Raw genomic sequence first — 20,004 nt, 5'->3', positions numbered from 1 at the left:
GAAGGCTTCTGAGGTTCCGCTACCTGCACCGCCACGCAAAACGAGTTTGGAAACCTTCAAAATGCCTCAGTTGCGCTCCCGCACCACGACGCACGGACGGAATGCCGCCGGCGCCCGCTCGCTGTGGCGTGCCACCGGCATGACCGACGACGACTTCGGCAAGCCCATCGTGGCGATCGCCAACTCCTACACCCAGTTCGTGCCCGGCCACGTGCACCTGCGCGACCTCGGCGACGTGGTCGCCGCCACCATCCGCGAGGCCGGGGGCGTGCCGCGCGAGTTCCACACCATCGCGGTGGACGACGGCATCGCGATGGGCCACAGCGGGATGCTCTACTCGCTGCCCTCGCGCGAGCTGATCGCCGACTCGGTGGAGTACATGGTCAACGCGCACCAGGCCGACGCGCTGGTGTGCATCTCCAACTGCGACAAGATCACGCCCGGCATGCTCAACGCCGCGATGCGGCTGAACATCCCGGCGGTGTTCGTCTCCGGCGGGCCGATGGAGGCCGGCAAGGCGGTCGTGGTGGATGGCGTGGCGCAGGCACCGACCGACCTGATCACGGCGATCTCGGCGTCCGCGAGCCCGGCGGTGGACGAGGACGGGCTCTCGGAGGTCGAGCGGTCGGCGTGCCCGACGTGCGGTTCGTGCTCGGGCATGTTCACCGCGAACTCGATGAACTGCCTCACCGAGGCCCTCGGCCTGGCGCTGCCCGGCAACGGGTCCACGCTGGCGACCCACGCCGCGCGCCGCGCCCTGTTCGAGGAGGCCGGCCGCACGGTGGTGCGCATCGCGAAGCGCTACTACGGCGAGGACGACGAGTCGGTGCTGCCGCGCTCGGTCGCGAACAAGAAGGCGTTCGAGAACGCGATGGCGCTGGACATGGCCATGGGCGGTTCCACGAACACGGTGCTGCACACGCTGGCGGCGGCGCTCGAGGGCGAGATCGACTTCTCGCTGGACGACATCGCGGAGACCAGCCGCCGGGTGCCGTGCCTGTCGAAGGTGAGCCCGAACTCCGACTACCACATGGAGGACGTGCACCGGGCCGGTGGCATCAGCGCGATCATGGGCGAGCTCGACCGGGCCGGCCTGCTGCACCGCGACGTTTCGTCGGTGCACAGCGCGAGCCTGACCGAGTGGCTGTCCAAATGGGACATCCGCGGCGAGTCGCCGTCGGCGGAGGCCGTCGAGCTGTTCCACGCGGCGCCGGGCGGGGTCCGCACCACGAAGGCGTTCTCCACGGAGAACCGCTGGTCCTCTTTGGACACCGACGCCGAGAACGGCTGCATCCGCGATGTCGCGCACGCCTACACCGCCGACGGCGGCCTGGCGGTGCTCAAGGGCAACCTCGCCGAGGAAGGCGCGGTGATCAAGACCGCCGGTGTCGAGGAGGAGCTCTGGCACTTCCAGGGTCCGGCGCGCGTGGTGGAGAGCCAGGAACAGGCCGTGTCGGTGATCCTGAACAAGGAGATCCAGCCGGGCGAGGTGCTGGTGGTCCGCTACGAGGGTCCGGCGGGCGGGCCGGGCATGCAGGAGATGCTGCACCCGACGGCCTTCCTGAAGGGCTCGGGCCTGGGCAAGAAGTGCGCGCTGATCACCGACGGCCGGTTCTCCGGCGGTTCGTCGGGCCTGTCGATCGGGCACATCTCCCCGGAGGCGGCCAACGGCGGCGTGATCGGCCTGGTGGAGAACGGCGACCAGATCCTGATCGACGTCCGCGAGCGCAAGCTGGAACTGCTCGTCCCCGAGGAGGTCCTGGCGGAGCGCCGCGCCAAGATGGACGCCAGCGAGCACCCGTGGCAGCCGGTGGGCCGCGACCGCAAGGTCACGGCGGCGCTGCGCGCCTACGCCCGCTTCGCCACGTCCGCCTCCTACGGAGCGGTCCGCGACGTCAACAAGTGATCGACCTGCCGAACGCGAGGGGCACCCGTCACCGGGTGCCCCTCGCGTTTTGCCCGAAGCGGGCGGCCGCCGCTTTGTACTGTTGATCCGTCCCGTTGCGGTCTGGGGAGGTTGCGGTGGTTTCGGGTGAGGTTGCCGAGCTGGTGAGCGCGGCGCGGTCCGGCGACGAGCGGGCGTTCGGCGAGTTGACCGGGCGCTACCGCCGGGAACTCCGGGTGCACTGCTACCGGATGCTGGGCTCGTACGACGACGCCGAGGACGTCGTCCAGGAGACGCTGCTGCGCGCGTGGCGCCGGCGGGAGACCTACGAGGGCCGGTCGACGTTCCGCGCCTGGTTGTACAAGATCGCGACGAACGCCTGCCTCGACCTGATCGACCAGAACAAGCGGCGGGCGGTCCCCTACCAGGTCCCGCCGCTGGCCGGGTCGGGCGAGCCGCCCGCCGATGTCTCCTGGCTGCAGCCGGTCCCGGACCGCCTGCTGGAACCGGCCGCGGACGCCGCCGAGGAGCCGGCCGCCATGGCCGTCGCGCGGGAGACGATCGAGCTCGCGTTCCTGGCCGCGATCCAGCAGCTGCCCGCCCGGCAGCGGGCCGTGCTGATCACCCGGGACGTGCTGGGCTGGCCGGCGACCGAGACGGCGGCGCTGCTGGAGACCAGCGTGGCGTCGGTGAAGAGCGCGTTGCAGCGGGCACGGGCGACGCTCAAGCAGCAGTTGCCCCGACGCCGGGAGGAGTGGGCGCCCAGCGGCGAGCCGGGGGCGGACGAGCGCGCGCTGTTGCGGCGTTACGTCGATGCGCACCAGCGGGCCGACCTCGACGCGCTCGCGGAGCTGCTCGCCGAGGACGTGCGGCTCACGATGCCGCCGCACCCGGCCTGGCTCATCGGTCGCGACCCGCTGCTGGCCTTCACCGCCGAGGTCTTCGACCGGGATTCGCAGTGGTACCACGGGCATTGGCGCGGCGTGGTCACCGGCGCGAACCTGCAGCCCGCGGTCGCGCAGTACGTCCAGCACCCGACGGCGGCGGAGACCCGGGACCTCGCTGGCGGGTTCCGCGCGCAAGTGCTCGACGTGCTGACGGTCGAAGGCGGCCGGATCACCGCGATCACCTCGTTCGAACCGCGCTACTTCGCCGCGTTCGGGCTGCCCCTGGTCCTGCCCTGAGGCGCCGCCGGGAGAACTTCTCGGCGGCACCGATTCCTTTTCCGCCGGCGGGCCGTCACACGGGCAAGAACACCGAATCCGGGAGAACTGTGGAGATCGTCATGTCCGAGAACAACACCGCGCAGCACACCGACAACGGAATCCGTTCGCTCGACCGGCTCGTCGGCACCTGGGAGGTGAGCGGCGAAGCCACCGGCCGCGTCACCTACTCGTGGTTGCCGGGCGGTCACTTCCTGAAGCAGGAGATCGACCTCGAACAGGGCGGCAGGCGGGTGACCGGGATCGAGATCATCGGCCGGGAGAAGCCCTTCGGCGCCGAGGAACCCGGCCCCGACCTCAAGTCCCGGTTCTACGGCGACGAGGGCGAAACCCTCGACTACGTCTACGAAATCGAGGGTGACGTGCTCACCATCTGGGGCGGCGAGAAGGGGTCGCCGGCGTACTACCGCGCCCACTTCAGCGCCGACGGCGACACCATCGCCGGGGACTGGGTCTGGCCGGGCGGCGGCTACCACGCCGAGCAGACCCGGGTCCGGTAGCGCCTCGCGGAAGACGAAGCGGGGGCGCGCACTCGGCGTGCGCGCCCCCGCTTCCGGGTCGTCCCGCGGTCAGGGGCGGTGGAACAGGACCAGGACCGCTGCGGACGCGGCGACCGCGATGATCAGGGCGATGAACCCGAAGATCAGCGGGCGGCGGAACCACACGCGCCCGTAGTCCAGCGCCACCCGGCCGGGACCGGTGAACATCAGGCCGAGGCCCAGCACACCGAGCGTCGCCTCGAACTCGAAACCACCGGAGGCGGCGAAGAACCCGGCGCCGAGCTTGAGGAAGATCGCGTTGCCCATCACGCCGACGATGCCGGCGGCGGCCAGCGGCGTGAACAGGCCCAGCACCAGCAGCGCGCCCGCGCCGAGCTCGGTGCCGCCGGTGACGAGGGCCAGCATGGCGCTGTTCTCGAAGCCCATCTTGCCCAGCGCCATGGCGAAGCCGTCCGGGCCGGGACCGCCGAGGATGCCGAAGAGCTTCTGCGCGCCGTGGGCGAGGAAGATCCCGCCCAGCGCCAGCCGCAGGATCAGCAGGCCGAGGTCGGTGCCCGCGTTCCAGCCGAAGGGCTTGCGCGGGTCGCCGCCGAGGTCGTCGTAGTAGTCGCCCGCCGCCGCGCCGCCGCGCTGGTCGACCATGGACGTGGCTTCGGCGTCGCTGTAGCCGTCATCTTCGTCGTAGTAGTTGTACTTCTGCGCGCTGAGGCTCTGCGTGCTCCGCGCACCGGGTGCGCCTTGCGCGGCACTCGGTGCACCCTGCGAACCCGCTCCGGGTTGCTGGGCGTGCGCGCCGTAGTTGCGATCGTCGGGGTAGCCGCCCGCACCGCCGGGGCGATCGTCGTGAATCCTCACGCCGGACGAGGCTAGGGCATGGTCACCCCAACGTGCGAGCTTTTCCGGCAAAAGCTTCCCGACACGTGATTTGTTCGATACTGCGCACACCCGGCTGGGGGAAAATGGTTCGATGGCCGATCAGCTGTTCCGGGAGTTCGACGTTTCCGCAGGTGGCTCGCGGCCCCGGGAATGGGCGTCCGCGCATTGGGCGCCGGAGACCGCAGCGCCGCAGGCGGTCCTGATGTGCCCGGAGCTCGGTGCCGCGCCCGAAATTCTTCCGGTGGATTCGTCGGCCCAAATGCTGGGCTGGACACCGGAGAACAACCATTCCGGCACTCTCGGTGATCACGTGGACGCCGCTTTGGCCGTGCTCGACGACGCGGAGGTGAAGGACTGCACCGTCGTCGGCTGGTCGGCGGGCACGGTGGTGGCGGTCGAGCTCGCCCGGCGGTTCCCGGACCGGGTCCGCGGCCTGATGCTCCTCGCCGGGCCGCCGACGGCGGCCGCGGACGCGCTGCTCGGGGCGCTCGGCGTGCCGGAGCTCGCCCGGCGGCTGCTCGCCGCGGGCGGCTCCGCTTCACTGCAGGTCTTCGGCGGCCTGCTGACGTCGATCACGTCCCGGCTGCCGGTCACGGAACTCGCGGCGCAGCTCGTGCGGTGCAGCGGCCTGCTGCGCCCCGAGGTGGACCGGGAGGTCGCCGCGGCGGTGCTCCGCCAGCTGCTGCCCCAGGACTGGCAGTGGCACCTGGCGATGGGCCTCGCGTGGAGCGCATCGGCCCGGACCCAGGTGACGGGGCTGAGCTGCCCGCTGACCGTCCTCACTGGACGGCACGATGTGCTGGCGGACTTCGCCGGCACCGCCAGGGCGGTCGCGGCGCTGCCGCAGGCGAGGGTGCGGCAGCTGGCGACGTCGCACTTCATCCCGTTCGAAGCCCCCGACGTGGTGCGCGAGGAGCTGGCCCTGCTGCTGCGCCGGGTGGAAGCGGTCGAGTGCGCCCGGCTCGGCATCGACCCGCCACCGCCGCCGGTCCGGCGGATCAGCCTGCGCCTCCCGGAACCGGGCCCGCGCCGCCGCGCCGAACACCCCGACCACTGAACCTTCCGCATCCCGGAACCCGAGACCCGTTTGCCGTCACCTCGGCGGTGGGGTCGAGCAGGTGTTGAGCCCCGTCTCACCCTGGGTTCACCCATCGGCCGATAGGGTCGGGCGTCGTGGCCGCCTCGTTTCGCATGCGTCGTCTTCTGCTGGGCATGACCGCCGTGCTCGGCACGCTGCTGGCCGGCTGCGCGCAGTTCCCCGACGAGCACCCCCGGCCGTGGGGCGACCCGCCCTCGCTGGAGCCGCAGGCCGGCCCCCAGCCCTCCTTCGAGAACGAGTCCTCGCCGCCGCCGGAATCCGGCAGCTCGCCGCAGCAGCCGAACGCGCCGGTCGGGTGCGAGGACCCCGATCCGGCCGTGGTGGCCACCTGCCTGGATCCGGTCGGCGCGATCGCGGTGCTGCCCGGCGGCCAGGCCGCGCTCGTCGGCGAGCGCGCCACCGGGCGGGTGCTGCGCGTGCAGCGCGGCACGAAACCCGTTGAACTGGCCCGGATTCCGGTCGACCCGAGCGGCGGTGGCGGGCTCACCGGTCTCACCCTCTCCCCCACGTACCACGAGGACGAGCTTTTCTACGCCTACGTCACGACCCGCAGCGACAACCAAGTCGTCCGGGTCGCGGCCGGGGACCGGCCCAAGCCGGTGCTGACCGGCATCCCGAAGGGTTCGACGGGCAACGCGGGGGCGATGCTCGACGACGGCCAGGGCTCGCTGCTGATCGCCACCGGCAACGCGGGCAACCCGGCCAACGCCGCGAATCCGCAGTCGCTGGCGGGCAAGGTGCTGCGCATCGACAGTTCCGGCAAGCCCGCGGCGGGCAACCCGAACCCCACGTCACCGGTGGTCGCAGCCGGGCTGACCTCGCCGGGCGGGCTGTGCGGCACGCCCGCGCTGGGCATGTACTGGGTGACCGACCGCAGCGGCGGCCAGGACGCCCTGTACCGGGTGCGGCTCGGCGAGCCGCTGGGGTCGCCGGCGTGGACCTGGGCGGAGCGGCCCGGGGTGGCGGGGTGCGCCGCCGACCCGGCGCAGGTCGTGGTGGCGCTGACCGACGCCGCGGCGCTGTACACGCTGCACCCGGCGCCGGACGGCAGCTTCACCGGCCAGCCGACGAAGGTCATGGAGAAGACCTACGGGCGCTTCTCCGCCGCCGCGCTCGGCCCGGACGGCCTGATCTGGCTGGGCACGGCGAACAAGGACGGCGGCCAGCCGATCTCCAGCGACGACCGCGCCCTGCGCATCGAGTCCCCGTCCGCCGGCTCCGCGGGCAAGGACTAGGCCTACTTGCCGTTGAGGCCCCGGTGCGTCAGGTCGGTGAGCAGGTCGATGGCCTGTTCGTCCGCCAGCCCTTCGGCCAGCGGGCTGCGCTCGACCAGGACCGCGTAGGCGAACTGGTGCCAGAGCGAGGACAGCGCGAGCGCCGTCGCCTCCGGCCGCTGGGCCGTGCCCCGCAGGTGATCCGCCAGGTGCCGGAGATCCGGTTCGAGCAGCGCTGACAGCCGGTCCGCGAACCGCTGGTCGACCAGCGACGCCTGGTGCAGCGCGATCATCACCACCCGGTGGTCGCGGAAGAACCGCCAGTACTGCTCGACGTGCCAGCGGATCGCGTCGCGGCCGCCGAGGTCCGGATCGTGCGCCGGATCGGCCTCGACGGCCTGGTCGCTGGCCGCGAGCATGTCCGCCAGCAGCGACTCGAGCAGCTCTTCCTTGCCGCGGAAGTGGTTGTAGAACGACCCGGCGGCGCGCCCCGCCTCGGCCGTGATGTCGGTGATCTTGGTGTTGAGGTATCCGGCTCGCTCGAACACCCGCGTCGCCGCAGCCTTCAGCGCGGCCTCGGTCTCGGCGGCCTTCGCCTTGCGGCTGCCCGGCATCGCACTCCTCCCGCTGCTTGACAGGAACGCTAGCAAGCCGCATTCTGAATTTGAATTCACTGAATCTTAATTCACCAAGGAGTGGCGCATGGACACCCGGGTGCTGATCGCCGGCGCGGGACCGACCGGCCTGACGCTGGGCATCGAGCTCGCCAGGCGCGGCGTCGGATGCCGGATCGTGGACGCGGCGCCGGAACCGCCCAGGGGCTCGCGAGGCGACGGCCTCCAACCCCGCACGCTGGAGGTCTTCGACGATCTCGGCGTGCTCGACGAGGTGCTCGCCGGCGGCGCGCCACCGGCCCCGATCCGCGCCCACCTCGACGGCGAGTTCGTCGGCGAGCGGCGGATGGCCGAGCACGTCGAACCGACGCCGGACATCCCGCACCCCAACCCGTGGGTGCTTCCGCAGTGGCGCACCGAGGAAATCCTGCGCAACCGGCTGGCGCGACTCGGCGTGCGAGTCGAGGTGGGCACCGAGTTCCTCGGCTGCAGCCAGGATTCCCGGGGCGTGACGGCGGAGCTGAGCACCGGCCCGGTGCGAGCCGATTTCCTGGTCGGCGCGGACGGCGGGCGCAGTGCGGTCCGCAAGAGCGTCGGCATCGACTTCGTCGGCGAGACCGACGAATCCGTTCGCATGCTGCTGGCCGACGTGAGGGTCGCCGGGCTCGACCCCGACCGCGGGCACTGGTTCGGCACCGCGGCGGACCTCGCGCACGGCATCGCCTTCACGCCGCTGCCCGGCACGGACTCCTTCCAGTGCGCCGCCCCGCTGCCCGACGACCAGGACGCCTCGCTGCCCGCCCTGCAGCGCCTGCTCGACGAGCTCTCCGGCCGCACGGACCTCCGGCTGCACGACCTGACGTGGTCCACCGCATGGCGGGCGAACATGCGGCTGGCGCGGCAGTTCCGGCGCGGCCGCGTCTTCCTCGCCGGCGACGCAGCGCACGTACACCCGCCGACCGGCGGCCAGGGCCTGAACACCGGCGTGCAGGACGCCTACAACCTCGGCTGGAAGCTGGCCGACGGAGATCACGACCTGCTCGACAGCTACGAAGCGGAACGGCTCCCGGTCGCCGCCTCGGTGCTCGGGATCAGCACGGCGCTCCTGCGCAAGCACACCGATGGCCACGAGGACGCGTACCGCCGCGGGACCGAGACCCGGCAACTGGACATCTCCTACCGCACCGGGCCGCTGGCGCACGACGAGCGAGCGGCGCGCGGCCGCGTGCAGGCCGGTGACCGGGCGCCGGATTCGCCCGTGGGCGACGGCGTGCGCCTCTTCGACCTGTTCCGGGGCCCGCACTGGACGCTGCTGGCATTCGGCGCGCAGCCGCCGGAAACCGGCCCCGACGTGCTGGTCCACCGGATCGATCAGTCCCATGTGGACGCTTGGCGGGCCTACGACGTGGCCGCCGGGACGCTCGTGCTGGTGCGGCCAGACGGCCACATCGGCCGGATCACCGAGGCCGCGGGCGCTCGCCCATCCGGCCGGTGACGGATCCCGCCGCGCCGTGCCACCCTCCGTTGAACGATCGTTCAGCGAGAGGTGGAGAGATGTTGCGGTTGCAGGACAGGGTCGCGCTGATCACCGGCGGTGCGGGCGGAATCGGCCGGCAGACCTCCCTCCGGCTTGCTGCGGAAGGCGCGGCGGTCGTGGTCACCGACATCCAGGACGAGGCCGGGGCCGCCGTCGCCGCCGAGATCCGCGACGACGGCGGAAGGTCGCTTTTCGTGCACCACGACGTCGCCGACGAGGCCGAGTGGGCGGCCGCGGTCCGCACCGCCATCGACGAGTTCGGCGGCCTGGACATCCTGGTCAACAACGCCGGGATCGCCGACCGCGGCACCATCGAGGACACCACCGCGGAGAGCTACGAACGCACCATCGCGGTCACCCAGACCAGCGTGTTCCTGGGCATGCGGGCCGCCGCCGAGGCGCTGCGCGCCTCCGAGCACGCGTCGGTGATCAACATCAGTTCGATCTTCGGCGCCAGCGGCGGCTTCGGCACCAGCCCGGCCTACCACGCGGCGAAGGGCGCGGTCCGGCTGCTCACCAAGAACGCCGCGCTGCAGTGGGCCGATGCGGGGATCCGGGTCAACTCGGTGCATCCCGGGTTCATCGACACCGCGATCCTGGACGGCGCCCGCGGCACCGACCGGGAAGCGGCGATGCTGGCGGTGACCCCGCTGGGCCGCCTCGGCCGCCCGGCCGAGGTCGCGGCGGCCGTCGCCTACCTCGCCGGCGACGACGCGTCCTTCACCACGGGTTCCGAGCTCTACGTCGACGGCGGCTACCTCGCCCGCTGACCCCAACCCGCAGTTTCAATTGAAACTGCGGAGATACGAAGCGGGGAACCGGAAAATCCCGGTTCCCCGCTTCGGTTCTCGGCCGTTCCGGCGCCCGTTACTGGCCGCAGGCAGCGAGGACGAGCTCGCGGACCCGCTTGGCGTCCGCCTGGCCCTTGGTGGCCTTCATGACCGCTCCGACGATCGCGCCCGCCGCCTGCACCTTGCCGCCGCGGATCTTGTCCGCGATGTCCGGCTGCGCCGCCAGCGCCTCGTCGATCGCCGCCTGCAGCGCCGAGTCGTCGGACACGACCTCCAGGCCGCGGGCCACCACCACGTCATCCGGCTCGCCCTCACCGGCGAGCACTCCGTCGACGACCTGCCGGGCCAGCTTGTTGGTCAGCTTGCCCTCGGTGACCAGCGCGATTACCCGCGCCAGCTGCTTCGGCGCGATCGCCAGGTCGGCGAGCTCGACGCCGCGGGTGTTGGCCTGCTGCGCCAGGTACGAAACCCACCAGGAGCGGGCGTCGCCGGAGGGCGCGCCCGCGTCGACGGTCTGCGCCACCAGCTCCAGCGCCCCGGCGTTCACCAGGTCGCGCAGCTCCTCGTCGGAGAGGCCCCAGTCCTCCTGCGCGCGCTTGCGCCGCTCCCACGGCATCTCCGGCAGGGTCTTGGACAGCTCCTCGACCCACTGCCTGGCCGGCGCGATCGGCACCAGGTCGGGCTCCGGGAAGTAGCGGTAGTCCTCGGAGGTCTCCTTGCGGCGGCCCGCCGACGTGGTCCCGGTGGACTCGTCGAAGTGCCGCGTCTCCTGCAGGATCGAGCCGCCCGAGGTCAGCACCGCGGCGTGCCGCTGCATCTCGAAGCGCACCGCGCGTTCCACGCTGCGCAGCGAGTTGACGTTCTTCGTCTCGGTGCGGGTGCCGAACTCCGGCGTGCCCTTCGGCATCAGCGACACGTTCGCGTCGCAGCGCAGCGAGCCCTGGTCCATCCGCACGTCGGAGACGTCCAGCGCGCGCAGCAGGTCCCGCAGCGCCGAGACGTAGGCGCGCGCGACCTCGGGAGCCCGCTCCCCGGCGCCGACGATCGGCTTGGTGACGATCTCGATCAGCGGCACGCCGGCCCGGTTGTAGTCCAGCAGCGAGTAGTCCGCGCCGTGGATCCGGCCGGTGCTGCCGCCCATGTGCGAGGACTTGCCGGTGTCCTCCTCCATGTGCGCCCGCTCGATCTCGACCCGGAAGGTCTCGCCGTCGTCCAGCAGCACGTCCAGGTAGCCGTCGTGGACGATCGGCTCGTCGTACTGCGAGGTCTGGAAGTTCTTCGGCATGTCCGGGTAGAAGTAGTTCTTCCGGGCGAACCGGCACCACTCGGCGACCTGGCAGTTCAGCGCCAGCCCGATCCGGATGGCGGCCTCCACGGCCTTGCCGTTGAGCACCGGCAGCGCACCCGGCAGGCCCAGGCACACCGGGCACACCTGGGTGTTCGGCTCGGCGCCGAAGGCGTTGGCGCAGCCGCAGAACATCTTCGTCCTGGTGGACAGCTCCACGTGCACCTCGAGCCCGAGCACCGGGTCGAACCGCGCGAGGACCTCGTCGTAGTCCATGATCTCGGCGACGGCGGTCACTTGTCGTCCTCCCCCTTGCGCAGGGCCCGCACGGCCAGCGCGGTGCCGGTGATCAGGCCGAGCGCGGTGATGACCGCGTCCGCCAGCGCGAGCTTGTCCTTCTCCTCCCGCGCCGAGCGGAAGCTCGCCCGCAGCCCGAGGGCGGCCGACAGCACCGAGGCGAGCTGGAACGCTGCTTTGATCTTCGGGTTCATCGCGCGACCTCCAGCTGGGGAACACGGTTGATGAGCGGGCCGTCCTGGCTGGCGTTGCGCGCCGCCTCGTAGGCCGCGCCGACCCGGTACAGCCACTCGTCGGCCATCGCCGGGGCCATGATCTGCAGCCCGACCGGCAGACCATCCTCATCGGACAGTCCACACGGGACGCTCATGGCGGCGTTGCCGGCCAGGTTGGACGGGATGGTGCACAGGTCCGCCAGGTACATCGCCATCGGGTCGTCGACCCGCTCGCCGATCTTGAAGGCGGTGGTCGGCGTCGTCGGCGACACCAGCACGTCGACCTGCTCGAACGCGGCGGTGAAGTCGCGGGTGATCAGCGTCCGCACCTTCTGCGCCTGGCCGTAGTAGGCGTCGTAGTAGCCCGACGACAGCGCGTAGGTGCCGAGCATGATGCGCCGCTTCACCTCGGGCCCGAACCCGGCCTCGCGGGTCAGCGACATGACCTCCTCGGCGCTGCGCGCGCCGTCGTCGCCGACGCGCAGGCCGTAGCGCATCGCGTCGAAGCGGGCGAGGTTGGAGGAGCACTCGCTCGGCGCGATCAGGTAGTAGGCCGGCAGCGCGTAGCTGAAGTGCGGGCAGGAGACCTCGATGACCTCCGCGCCCAGCGCGGACAGCTGCTTGACGGCGGCGTCGAAGGCCCGCTGCACGCCCGGCTGGTAGCCGTCGCCGGAGAACTCGCGGACCACGCCGACGCGCACGCCCTGCAGGCCGCCCGAAGCGCCCTGCTCGGCCGCGGCGACGACCTGCGGCACCGGCTGGTCGATCGAGGTGGAGTCCATCGGGTCGTGCCCGGCGATCACCTCGTGCAGCAGCGCGGCGTCCAGCACCGTGCGCGCGCACGGGCCGGGCTGGTCCAGCGACGAGGAGAACGCGACGAGGCCGTAGCGGGAAACACCGCCGTAGGTCGGCTTGACGCCGACCGTGCCGGTCACCGCGCCGGGCTGGCGGATCGAGCCGCCGGTGTCGGTGCCGATGGCCAGCGGCGCCTCGAACGCGGCCAGCGCCGCCGACGAACCACCGCCGGAACCGCCGGGGATGCGCTCCAGGTCCCACGGGTTGCGGGTCGGGCCGTACGCGGAGTTCTCGGTCGACGAGCCCATCGCGAACTCGTCCATGTTCGTCTTGCCGAGGATGACCACGCCCGCCTCGCGCAGCCGGCGCGTCACGGTCGCGTCGTACGGCGGAACCCAGCCCTCCAGCATCTTGGAGCCGCAGGTGGTGGGCATGTCGGTGGTGGTCAGCACGTCCTTGAGCGCCAGCGGCACGCCGGCCAGCGGCGACGTGGTGTTCCCGGCGGCGCGCTCCTCGTCGGCCCGCCGCGCGGCGGCCAGCGCCCCGTCGGCGTCGACGTGCAGGAACGCGTGCACCTCCTGGTCCACGGCGGCGATCCGGTCCAAGTGCGCCTGCGTCACCTCGACCGACGTGACCTCGCCCGCCTGCAGCTTGGCGGCGAGCTCGGATGCGGTCAGCCCGGTCAGGCTGCCGCCGGATGCGGTCGTCATCAGGCCTCCTCGGTCAGGATCCGCGGCACGCGGAACCGGTCCTCTTCGGCAGCCGGCGCCGCGGCGAGCGCCTGCTCGCGCGACAGGCCCGGCCGCACCTCGTCATCGCGGAAAACGTTGGTCACCGGCACGGCGTGGGAGGTCGGCGGGATGTCGTCCGCAGCGACCTCGCCCACCTTGGCCACCGCATCGAGGATCTGGTCGAGCTGGCCGGCGAAGGTGTCGAGCTCGGCCTCGGTGACGGCCAGCCGCGCCAGGCCGGCGAGGTGTGCGACCTCGTCGCGGGAGATCTTGGACACTGCGAAGGCTCCCTGGTCATGTCCGGTTTCACGGGTACAGCTCAGTCTATGGCGGTGCCCGGACCCGCTCCTGGAGGGGGCGCGGGCACCGCCGCGACCACCCGGGCCCGCAGCGATTCCACTGCGGATCAACGTGCCGACCGCTCCCGAAAATGCCGACGACACGACGGAAAACCGCAGGTACTTCCACTCCGTGGACGCCGGGCGCACCGCGGGCGCGTCGCGTCTGACACAATTTCAACCGCCAGTTCCTCGCACGAGGAGCCGCTGCAGTGCGGCCTCGTGCGGTAGCGAGAGCGCGGCCGGCGAGGTGTCGCGCACGAAACTGGAGGCGTTGAGTCCGGTGTCCTTCCTCATCCGGGTGCAGATACCGGACCGGCCCGGCAACCTCGGGTCGGTGGCGAGCGCGCTCGGCGAGATCGGTGCCGACATCCTCAGCGTCGACGTCGTCGAGCGCAGCAACGGCGTGGCGATCGACGACCTGGTCGTGGAGCTGCCGTCGGGCCGGCTGCCGGACGTGCTGATCACCGCCGCCGAGTCGGTCGACGGCGTGGAGGTCGACGCGGTCCGGCCGTACGCGGGCGTGCTGGACACGCACCGCGAGCTGGAACTCGTCGAGGAGATCGCGGCCGAGCCGGCGAACGGGTTGCAGATCCTCGCCGAGGGCGTCCCGAAGATCATCCGATCCGGTTGGGCGGTCGTCTTCGGGCACCGCTCGGGCGGCGCGGAGCAGCTCGCTGCCAGCACCTCGGCCCCGCAGGAGGGCTACCTGGAGCTGCCGTGGCTGCCGCTGGCGCGGGCGACGATCCTCGACGGCGACGAGCCGTGGGTGCCGGACACCTGGAAGGAACTGGGCACCGAGCTGGCAGCGACGCCGATCGGCAAGCCGGACCGGGTGCTGCTGGCGGGCCGCCCGGGCGGCCCGATGTTCCGCACCGCGGAGCTGGCCCGCCTGGCCCACCTCGCGGGCATCGTCTCGGTCGTCCTCGACAGCTGAGAAGCCCCGTTCCCAGACCCGTTCTGCGTGGCGGTGCGAGCTGCGAGCGGCTCCCGCACGCAGCACTGGGCGTCGCGGCGAGCACTCGTGAGTGTTTTGGACCGCTATCGCGATCCAAAACACTCACGAGCACCTGACCTGCGGAGATAACCGGATCGGTCAGAGTTCCAGGGCGTAGCCGAGCAGGTGGACGTCCGGTGCCGGGTGCCAGTCCCGGTCGGGGCGGCGCTCGAAGCCCAGCCGCTCGTAAAGGCGCCGGGCGGGCTTCACGGAGTCCCGCACGCACAGCACGACGCGCTCCAGCCCCTCCGCGCGCGCCCGGTCGATCACCGCCTCCACCAGCGCCCGGCCGACTCCGTTGCCCACCGCCTCCGGCGCCACGGCCAGCATCCGGAACTCCAGCTCGCCGGGCCGCGCGAGGTCGGCGTAGGAGCTGTCGTGCCGCACCAGCGTGACCGTGCCCAGCACTTCGTCCCCCTTGACGGCGACGAGCAGTTCGGCGTGCTCCGCCCGCCCGGCGGCGTCGCGCAGCACCACGGTGTAGTCGATGTCGTCCGACAGGTTCCCTCTCTCGGTGTAGGCCCGGGCCGAAATCTCACCGATGGCTTCGTACTCGGCCGACCGGGCCGCGCGGATCGTCGTCATGCCGCAGATCGTGACACCCCGGCCGACAGCGATCATTCCTCCTCGGTCGGCAGCGCGACCTCGGTGGCGGCCTCCGGGCCGTCGTCGAGCAGCACCTGGAACCCGCTCTCGTCGAGCACCGGGACCTTGAGCTGCACGGCCTTGTCGTATTTCGAGCCCGGCGAGTCGCCGACCACGACGAACGCCGTTTTCTTCGACACCGATCCCGCCGCCCGGCCGCCGCGGGCCATGATCAGCTCCTTGGCGTCGTCCCGGGAGAACGTCTGCAGCGTGCCGGTGACCACGATGGACAGGCCTTCGAGGGTGCGCGGGATCGACTCGTCGCGCTCGTCGGCCATCCGCACCCCGGCGTCCCGCCACTTGCGCACCACCTCGCGGTGCCAGTCGACCCCGAACCACTCGCGGACGGCCGTGGCGATCGTCGGCCCGACGCCGTCGGCGGCCGCGAGTTCCTCCTCCGACGCCGCCTCGATCCGGTCCAGCGAGCCGAACTCGCGGGCGAGCGCCTGCGCGGCGGTCGGCCCGACGTGCCGGATCGACAGCCCCACCAGGACCCGCCACAGCGGCTTCTGCTTGGCCACCTCGAGGTTGGCGAGCAGCTTGGCGCCGTTGGCCGACAGGCTGCCCTCCTTGGTGGTGAACAGCGCCGTCTTGAGCAGCTTCGGCTCGTCGAGGTCGAAGATGTCGCCCTCGTCCTCGATCACGCCGGCCGTCAGCAGGGCGCCCGCGGCCTCGTAGCCGAGCGCGTCGATGTCCAGCACCTTCCGGCTGGCCAGGTAGAACAGCCGCTCGCGGCGCTGCCCCGGGCAGCCCTGGGCGTTAGGGCAGCGCAGGTCGACGTCGCCCTCCTTCTGCTGCGCCAGCGGCCACCCGCACTCCGGGCACACGGCGGGCATGACGAACTCGCGCTCGTCGCCGGTGCGCACGTCGACCACCGGGCCGAGCACCTCGGGGATCACGTCGCCGGCCTTGCGGATCACCACCCGGTCGCCGATCAGCACGCCCTTGCGGCGGACCTCGTCGGCGTTGTGCAGGGTCGCCATCGACACCGTGGAGCCGGCCACCTTCACCGGTTCCATCACGGCGAACGGCGTGACCCGGCCGGTGCGGCCGACGTTGACCTGGATGTCGAGCAGCCGCGTGGTGGCCTGCTCCGGCGGGTACTTGTAGGCGATCGCCCAGCGCGGCGCGCGGGAGGTGGTGCCGAGCCGGCGCTGCAGCGGCACCTCGTCGACCTTGATCACGATGCCGTCGATCTCGTGCTCCGCGGAGTCGCGGTGCTTGCCCCAGTAGTCGATGTGCGCGACCAGCTCATCCACAGTGGACAGGACGACGGTGTGCTTGGAAACCGGCAGGCCCCACGCCTTCAGCGCCGCGTAGGACTCGGACTGGAGGTTCGGCTCGAAGCCGTCCCGCTTGCCCAGGCCGTGGCAGATCAGCCGCAGCGGCCGGCTGCGGCTGACCCGCGGGTCCTTCTGCCGCAGCGACCCGGCGGCGGAGTTGCGGGGGTTGGCGAACGGCGGCTTGCCCGCCTCCACCAGCTTGGCGTTGAGCTCGGCGAACTCGTCCACCCGGAAGAACACCTCGCCGCGCACCTCGACCAGCGCGGGCACCGGGTACTCGTCGGTCCCGGTCAGCTGCTCCGGCACGTCGCCCATGGTGCGGACGTTGAGCGTCACGTCCTCGCCGGTCCGGCCGTCGCCGCGGGTCAGGGCGCGCTCCAGCCGCCCGTCGCGGTAGAGCAGGTTGATCGCCAGGCCGTCGATCTTCAGCTCGCACAGGTAGTGCGCGTCGGTGCCCACCTCGCGCTCCACCCGGTCGACCCAGGTCTGCAGCTCCTCGGCGCTGAACGCGTTGTCCAGGCTCAGCATCCGCTCCAGGTGCGCGACCGCGGTGAACTCGGTGGAGAAGGTGCCGCCCACCACCTGCGTCGGCGAGTCCGGCGCCTGCAGCGCCGGGTGCTCTTCCTCCATCTGCTGCAGCTGCGCGAACAGCACGTCGAACTCGCCGTCGGAGACCGTCGGCGAATCGAGCACGTAGTAGCGGAACTGGTGGCCGCGGACTTCCTCGGCCAGTTCCGCGTAGCGCTCGCGCACGTCGGCGGGCACGTCTTCGACGCCTTCCGCCGAGCGGCCGGCGGCCGGGTCGTCGGGCACGACCTCCTCGGCGGCGGCCACTGCGTCGTTCGGGGCGAGATCCACGTCCTTGCTGGTCACGCCCCGAGACTAGCGAGCGCCCCCGACAACGGCACGCACGACGCGTCGTGAGTGACGAATCCGGTAAGAACCGGACTCAGCACTCACGACTCGGGCGGCGCGGCTGCGGTGCGGTCCAGCTCGCGGACCAGTTCGCGGAGCTCCAGCAGGCCGATCGCGCCCTCCGGTTCGAGTTCCGCGGTCTCGACCCGGCCCAGCCGGTCGGCGGCCAGCCGCTCGCCGAGGGTGGCGTCCAGCGGCAGGAACGTCAGGGCCCGGCGCGCGTTCTCCTCCAGGCCGCTGAAGCCCGGGTGGTAGACGGCGACGTCGACGAGCCCCTCCGCCTCGTCGACCTGGGCGACGACCCGAACGTCGGCCAGCGGATACTTCTCGCCCCGCAGGTTCACGGTGACCCCGGTCGGATCGGGCACCGGCGGCACCGAGTCGTGGTACTCCCACAACGTGTCGCCCTGCGGCGCGGCCGCCATCCAGGCGTCGGTGTAGGGGCGCAGCTCCGGGTCGGCCTGACCGCTGACGACCAGCGCGTACACGGCCTTCTCGCCGTGCTCGATGGCGAAGGTCAGGTTCGGGTGCACCTCGGCGAGCGCCTCGGCGACCAGGCTCTCGATCCGCTGCGGCACGCTGTCGCCCAGCGCGGAGGCGATCTCCGGCAGCAGGTCGTCCCACCGCTGCCAGAACCGCTCGGCGGCCTGGGCGTGGACATCGACCTCGGCGGCCTCGGCGTTGCCCGGGGCTTCGGCGTCGCGACGACGGAGGAACCTGAACATGCCCACCATTGTGCCGGGCGGGGCGCGGTCTCCGGGCGCGATCCCGCGGACTCACCGAGCCGGCCGGCCACCCAGCTCGGCGGTGACGATGCCGACGAGGTCGCCGACGTCGACGCCCCGCACCTGCCGGGCCTCGGTCAGCGTGCCGACGAGCGCGTTCAGCGGATCTTCGTGGGTCGCCCGGCGCAGCGCGTCCGCGGCCCGCAGCTGGTTGCGGATCTTGCTGTTCGGGCGGTCCCAGGTGCTCTGCCAGGCCCATTCCCGGACCACCGCGCAGAGCACGCCGCGGTCGATCGCGGGCCCGCCGTTCAGCGACGACAGGGCCTCCTGCACGACGGGGTGGTCCGCGCAGTCGGCGGCGCTGACAGCGTGCCGCGCCACCGCGGCGGCGGCCCGCCGCAGGTCGGTCTGGGTAGCAGTGCCCAGCGCCGCGATCAGTTCGGGCGGGAATCCGGTGATCTTGTCCAGCGGATCGGGCACGGTCACCAGGTCGTCGGGCCACGGTGCGACCGGGAAGGTCTGGAAGTCGCCGGCGAGCCAGGCCGGGCTCGGCGACAGCCCGGTCAGCCGCCCTGACAACGCCAGCATCAGCGCCACCGGGTCGGCCTGGGACCAGGGCAGGTCGGCGCGGGCGGCCTCCAGTTCGTCCGGGCGGCTGCCCTCCCGGTACTCCGGAAGCACGGCCTCGAACGACGTCCGGACGTCGCCGCGAACCGCGTGGGAGAAGCGCGTGAGCGTGCTCGCGTCCCAGAACACCGACACGGCGGCCTGCCGCGCGACCTTCCGCAGCACCTCCGGCCGCTGCCCCTGCCGACCGTTGTCCTCGACCACCAGCACCCAGTCGCCGATCCGCCGGAGCGCGATCATGGGGTGTTTCTCCTGGTGGGCGAAGGCCTCCTCGCAGAAGTCATCGATGTCCAGCACCCGGCCGAGCCTGGCGACCGCACCGAAGTCCTCGGCCACCTGGTCGATGTCGGTGCCCCGAACGAAGGTCAGGCAAGCGGCCTCCTGGATGGTGCTCCGCCGAATCCAGCCGGCCCGCTCGAGCTCGCTGACGCAATGACTGCCCACGCGTTCTTCCTACCAGCGCAAGGACTTCCGCACTGCGGATTCCGAAAAACACGTCCAGGCAGGAAATCGCCACGGCGACCACGGACCGCCCGAAGTCCACTGAGGACTATGCGGACGGCGGCATCCCGGCCGCCTGGATCATGTCGTTCCTTCCGCCCCGAACCGGTAGCAGTCCACCAGCACTCCCTGTTAGCATCCGAGTGCTTGCAACTTGCAACCACTCAGCTTCGGCGGGGTCCGCCCTCCCGAAGCTCATCGGCCGCGACAGGACCACGCGCGCCGGCACGCAGACGAGATAGGAGACCGAATCCCGTGCGCAAACTCTTCTCCTACGTGGCGATCAGCCTCGACGGCTACTACGAAGGCCCGAACGGCGAGTTCGACTGGCCGAACGTCGACGCGGAGTACTTCGAGTTCGCCAACCAGAGCGACGCCTACATCGACACGCTGCTGTTCGGCCGGACGGGATACGAGCACATGGCCGCGCACTGGCCCAACGCCACCGGGCCCGACCCGGAGATCGTCGAGTTCATGAACAGCGTGGCGAAGGTCGTGGTCTCCTCCACCCTCGAGAAGGCGGAGTGGAACAACACGACCCTCGTCGGCAGCGACGACCTCGCCGAAACCGTCCAGGCGCTGAAACAGCGGCCGGGCAAGGAGATCGCGCTCTTCGGCAGCGTGAAACTGACGGCGAGCCTGCTCGAACTCGGCCTGATCGACGAGCTGCGCGTGCTCGTCAACCCGCTCATCCTGGGCGAAGGCCGCTCGCTGTTCTCGACGCTGACCAGGCGCATCCCGCTCGAACTGTGGCGGACCACGACGTTCCGCTCAGGCAACGTCCTGCTGACCTACCGCCCCGCGTGAACATGCACCATCGACGGGCGGCCGTCGTCCACTGAGAACTATGTGGACGGCGGCATCTCGGCCACCTGGATCATGTCGTTCCTCCCGCCCCTGACGAACCGCCC

19 protein-coding genes are annotated in these 20,004 nt (G+C 71.6%); 9 read left to right on the top strand and 10 right to left on the bottom strand.

The features are described from left to right. Positions 1–61: 61 nt before the first annotated feature. The 3 genes from ilvD (at position 62) to E1288_RS13005 (ending at position 3,608) form a co-directional block, all read left to right on the top strand. On the top strand, positions 62–1,906 hold the full coding sequence (gene ilvD, locus E1288_RS13015) for a dihydroxy-acid dehydratase (RefSeq protein WP_132484692.1): 1,845 nt from the start codon (positions 62–64) through the stop codon (positions 1,904–1,906). A gap of 116 nt (positions 1,907–2,022) precedes the next feature. Beyond that, on the top strand, positions 2,023–3,069 hold the full coding sequence (locus E1288_RS13010) for an RNA polymerase subunit sigma-70 (protein WP_207954329.1): 1,047 nt from the start codon (positions 2,023–2,025) through the stop codon (positions 3,067–3,069). 101 nt (positions 3,070–3,170) lie between these two features. Then, positions 3,171–3,608 carry a hypothetical protein gene (locus E1288_RS13005; protein WP_132484690.1) on the top strand — a complete coding sequence of 146 codons (438 nt, stop codon included), beginning with the start codon at positions 3,171–3,173 and terminating at the stop codon, positions 3,606–3,608. Between the two features lie 69 nt (positions 3,609–3,677). On the opposite strand, the gene E1288_RS13000 is transcribed toward E1288_RS13005, so the two are convergent. Beyond that, on the bottom strand, positions 3,678–4,463 hold the full coding sequence (locus E1288_RS13000; RefSeq protein ID WP_132484688.1) for a DoxX family protein: 786 nt from the start codon (positions 4,461–4,463) through the stop codon (positions 3,678–3,680). A 112-nt stretch (positions 4,464–4,575) separates the two neighbouring features. Here E1288_RS13000 and E1288_RS12995 point away from each other — a divergent pair, with 112 nt between their 5' ends. Further along, complete coding sequence (locus E1288_RS12995) at positions 4,576–5,541, top strand: alpha/beta fold hydrolase (RefSeq protein WP_132484686.1); 966 nt, start codon at positions 4,576–4,578, stop codon at positions 5,539–5,541. 134 nt (positions 5,542–5,675) lie between these two features. Then, positions 5,676–6,818 carry a PQQ-dependent sugar dehydrogenase gene (locus E1288_RS12990; protein WP_235883525.1) on the top strand — a complete coding sequence of 381 codons (1,143 nt, stop codon included), beginning with the start codon at positions 5,676–5,678 and terminating at the stop codon, positions 6,816–6,818. Between the two features lie 2 nt (positions 6,819–6,820). Here E1288_RS12990 and E1288_RS12985 read toward each other — a convergent pair whose 3' ends face one another. Then, positions 6,821–7,411 carry a TetR/AcrR family transcriptional regulator gene (locus tag E1288_RS12985; protein ID WP_132484684.1) on the bottom strand — a complete coding sequence of 197 codons (591 nt, stop codon included), beginning with the start codon at positions 7,409–7,411 and terminating at the stop codon, positions 6,821–6,823. Positions 7,412–7,499: 88 nt separating this feature from the next. On the opposite strand from E1288_RS12985, the gene E1288_RS12980 reads away from it, so the two are divergent. Both E1288_RS12980 and E1288_RS12975 read left to right on the top strand, forming a co-directional pair. Then, positions 7,500–8,906, top strand: coding sequence for an FAD-dependent monooxygenase (locus E1288_RS12980; RefSeq protein ID WP_132484682.1), 1,407 nt, complete (start codon positions 7,500–7,502; stop codon positions 8,904–8,906). 59 nt (positions 8,907–8,965) lie between these two features. Continuing rightward, the gene (locus tag E1288_RS12975; protein ID WP_132484680.1) at positions 8,966–9,718 is read left to right on the top strand and encodes an SDR family NAD(P)-dependent oxidoreductase; all 753 of its coding nucleotides are present in this window, start codon (positions 8,966–8,968) and stop codon (positions 9,716–9,718) included. Positions 9,719–9,815: 97 nt separating this feature from the next. Here E1288_RS12975 and gatB read toward each other — a convergent pair whose 3' ends face one another. The 4 genes from gatB to gatC are packed head-to-tail and all read right to left on the bottom strand — an operon-like array spanning position 9,816 to position 13,340. Further along, positions 9,816–11,321, bottom strand: a complete 1,506-nt coding sequence (gene gatB / locus E1288_RS12970; protein ID WP_132484678.1) for an Asp-tRNA(Asn)/Glu-tRNA(Gln) amidotransferase subunit GatB — start codon at positions 11,319–11,321, stop codon at positions 9,816–9,818. Continuing rightward, positions 11,318–11,515, bottom strand: a complete 198-nt coding sequence (locus E1288_RS12965) for a hypothetical protein (RefSeq protein ID WP_132484676.1) — start codon at positions 11,513–11,515, stop codon at positions 11,318–11,320. Before E1288_RS12965 ends, gatB begins: the two co-directional genes overlap by 4 nt. Beyond that, positions 11,512–13,041 carry an Asp-tRNA(Asn)/Glu-tRNA(Gln) amidotransferase subunit GatA gene (gene gatA, locus E1288_RS12960; protein ID WP_132484674.1) on the bottom strand — a complete coding sequence of 510 codons (1,530 nt, stop codon included), beginning with the start codon at positions 13,039–13,041 and terminating at the stop codon, positions 11,512–11,514. The genes E1288_RS12965 and gatA overlap by 4 nt, the downstream gene beginning before the upstream one ends. After that, positions 13,041–13,340, bottom strand: a complete 300-nt coding sequence (gene gatC, locus E1288_RS12955) for an Asp-tRNA(Asn)/Glu-tRNA(Gln) amidotransferase subunit GatC (protein ID WP_093262568.1) — start codon at positions 13,338–13,340, stop codon at positions 13,041–13,043. Before gatC ends, gatA begins: the two co-directional genes overlap by 1 nt. 343 nt (positions 13,341–13,683) lie before the next feature. Here gatC and E1288_RS12950 point away from each other — a divergent pair, with 343 nt between their 5' ends. Beyond that, complete coding sequence (locus E1288_RS12950) at positions 13,684–14,337, top strand: ACT domain-containing protein (RefSeq protein ID WP_207954336.1); 654 nt, start codon at positions 13,684–13,686, stop codon at positions 14,335–14,337. 159 nt (positions 14,338–14,496) lie between these two features. On the opposite strand, the gene E1288_RS12945 is transcribed toward E1288_RS12950, so the two are convergent. From E1288_RS12945 to E1288_RS12930, 4 genes are all read right to left on the bottom strand, one after another. Beyond that, a complete protein-coding gene (locus E1288_RS12945; RefSeq protein WP_132484670.1) occupies positions 14,497–15,018 on the bottom strand; it encodes a GNAT family N-acetyltransferase in 522 nt (173 codons plus the stop codon). Further along, entirely contained in the window at positions 15,015–17,159 is a 2,145-nt protein-coding gene (gene ligA, locus E1288_RS12940; protein ID WP_235883530.1) for an NAD-dependent DNA ligase LigA, read from the bottom strand. Before ligA ends, E1288_RS12945 begins: the two co-directional genes overlap by 4 nt. Positions 17,160–17,281: 122 nt before the next feature. After that, the gene (locus tag E1288_RS12935) at positions 17,282–17,965 is read right to left on the bottom strand and encodes a hypothetical protein (protein WP_132484668.1); all 684 of its coding nucleotides are present in this window, start codon (positions 17,963–17,965) and stop codon (positions 17,282–17,284) included. 51 nt (positions 17,966–18,016) lie between these two features. Further along, the gene (locus tag E1288_RS12930) at positions 18,017–19,036 is read right to left on the bottom strand and encodes a DUF6461 domain-containing protein (RefSeq protein ID WP_132484666.1); all 1,020 of its coding nucleotides are present in this window, start codon (positions 19,034–19,036) and stop codon (positions 18,017–18,019) included. Positions 19,037–19,348: 312 nt separating this feature from the next. Between E1288_RS12930 and E1288_RS46880 the strand changes: the two genes are divergently transcribed. Then, a complete protein-coding gene (locus tag E1288_RS46880) occupies positions 19,349–19,900 on the top strand; it encodes a dihydrofolate reductase family protein (RefSeq protein WP_165968087.1) in 552 nt (183 codons plus the stop codon). The last annotated feature ends 104 nt before the right edge of the window (positions 19,901–20,004 follow it).

This window comes from Saccharopolyspora elongata, from assembly GCF_004348985.1.
Taxonomy (GTDB): domain Bacteria; phylum Actinomycetota; class Actinomycetes; order Mycobacteriales; family Pseudonocardiaceae; genus Saccharopolyspora; species Saccharopolyspora elongata.
This window is presented reverse-complemented; position numbering and strand designations above follow the sequence as displayed.